2 protein-coding genes are annotated in these 2,426 nt (G+C 44.8%); both read right to left on the bottom strand.

Annotation, left to right across the window (positions count from 1 at the left end):
* A partial coding sequence (locus tag AC1DSE_RS34185) for a response regulator (RefSeq protein ID WP_477529006.1) occupies nucleotides 1-656 on the bottom strand: 656 nt, incomplete at its 3' end.
* Nucleotides 634-2,406 (bottom strand): cache domain-containing sensor histidine kinase, encoded by a 1,773-nt coding sequence (locus tag AC1DSE_RS34180; RefSeq protein ID WP_477509816.1) that lies wholly within the window; start codon nucleotides 2,404-2,406, stop codon nucleotides 634-636. The genes AC1DSE_RS34180 and AC1DSE_RS34185, both read right to left, overlap by 23 nt.
* Nucleotides 2,407-2,426: the final 20 nt, after the last annotated feature.

Here is a 2,426-nt window from a genome sequence, read left to right as displayed (position 1 = left end):
ATGACCGACACAAAGGAACCAAATGCTTGATAGAGTACCTGTTTGAGCACTTCTCCCAGCTCCGTGAGGAGCTCATTCCTTTCAGCATCCGTTTTGCCAAATACGTTGATCTCCAAAGCGGCAATACGGTAGCTTTCTTCCGGGCATTCTGTCTTTATTCGTTCGATAGCAGCCAGGTCACCGCATAGCGCCTTGCAGAATGTCTTCTCCAGCATTTTCAGTTTATTAGCGAGCTGTTGGTCTTCAAACTGCTGAACGATTTGTCTGTTCTCGCTTTCTTCCTGAAGCTTTTTTTTCATTTGATTCAGAACCGTTATGAGTGAATCCGAATTAAGTGTCGGTTTCAAGATGTAATCGCTGGCCCCTAACCGGATTCCTTCCCGTACATATTCGAAATCATTATGACAGCTGAGCAGCAACACCTTGACCCAAGGACATAATTCTTTAGTCTTGCGCGTGAGCTCGAGTCCATCCATCACAGGCATAGCAATGTCGGTGATCAATATATCAATCTCTTGATTCTGAATCCATTTCATTGCGTTTTGCCCGTTTGACGCTTCACCAACCAATGTAAATCCGTGTCTCTCCCAATCAAAAGTGGTACGAAGCCCGATTCGCGCTATCTTCTCGTCATCAACCAATAGCACTCTGTACATAAGTTTCCTCCTTTGAATCAGCAATCGTAATAAGCACCCGGGTCCCTTCGTTTTTGATGCTTGAGATGCTGAGACCGTATGTATTTCCGTAATATAACTGGATGGTCTGATGAACATGATTCAGCCCGATATTGGTCATCCCTTTATTGCTTCGCTCTTTATCGTTCATCTGCAGTTGATGAAGCCTTCCCTCATCTATTCCGATACCGTCGTCGGTTATTTTGACCACGATATTTTTTCCGTTTTGTTCGACTTCGATATCAATTGATCCATCTGCATCCTTTGGAGCGATCCCATGGAAAATGGCGTTTTCGACGATGGGCTGAAGCAGCATTCGGGGAATTTGTATTTTTTTGAGCTCCTCCCGGCAATGGATATTTAAACTGATTTTGTTATCATAGCGGTATTCCTGAATGATCATATATTTCTGGAGCAGTTCAAGCTCCTCCCCGAGCGGAATGAAAACGCCATTCCGTTCAAGACTGCCTTCCAATATTTGAACCAGCGTAGTGACGGCGTTATCTACATCATTGGTCCGGTTCAATTTAGCCATCCACCTAATCGAGTTCAGCGTATTATAAAGAAAGTGAGGGTTAATTTGATAGCGGAGCGCTCGTACTTCCGCCTTTTTTTTCTCCGATTCCTCCTTGGCGATTCGGGCGATTAACAGATCGATCTGTTTGATCATTTTATTAAAGCTGCGGCCCAGCTGCCCAATCTCGTTCCGGCCGACGCTCTTGCTCCGGACACTCAGGTCGCCGTTCTCGCCTTTACGCATCAATCGGCTCAGATTAACTAACGGATTACCGATTTTACGGGTAACGAAATACCCCATGCCCATTGCAGAAAGGATACAGCAAAGTGCAATCCACATCGTGAATTTCCGGATACTGGCCGAATCGGCTGTCAGTTCCTCGAGAGGTACAACCCCAACCACATCCCAGCCGTTATACAGGCGTTCAGGAATCACCAGCGTGCTTTTGTTGTCTTTGTTATATTCTGTCGCTTGCGAAGGAAGGATGAGCTTGGACTCTTTTCCATACTGCTTGGAATCCGGATGATAGAAATAACGGTTCTCGCTATTGGTGACGTAGATGTAACCCGTATCCCCAAATTGAACGCGGTCAAGCTCATCGATCAGAACCTCGCCCATAATCTCAAAGAACATCACGCCGATAATATCGCCGGTTTCCCAGCTTCGTATGGCGCGGCCAAGGCCGAATACAGGAAAGCCCATTTCCGTTTTCTTTAAATAAGAGTTTTGAGAGAGTCCGAACCAAACGCTATTACCGTTTGCTTCCAATATCGCTTTATACCAATCGGAATCCCATTGATCCAGAGACACCAAGGAGTCCGAGCTTAATACCGAATTGTTGCGGTTCACATCGAATATATAGATATCGAGGATTTCTGACGAATTGATCATGATGGATGTTAGGATGTCTTGTCCATCTTGAATCTTGAGCGTGGTTTCATACAACTTCTCTTTCGATTGCTCCTTCAAAATATTGTGGATGACCTTACTGTTTAACACCATCATGGACGAATCATCAAGCTTTTTGAAATAAAGGTTCAGCTTGTCACTCACCTGTGTAATAGTAAGCGAGGCTACCTTACTGACTTGTTCCTCCACGATAGAGGACGATTTATGATAAGACAAAAAACCCATGACCAGAACGGGAAGCGTCATGCCGATAAAGCAGAACAAAAAGAGTTGGACTACAATGGAATGAAAATGACGGAAGCGCATGGTCGTTCCTCCTTTATATT

The organism is Paenibacillus sp. 01L418 (assembly GCF_056400045.1).
Note: the sequence above shows the minus strand (reverse complement) of the source record. Positions and strands in the feature narration are given on the sequence as shown.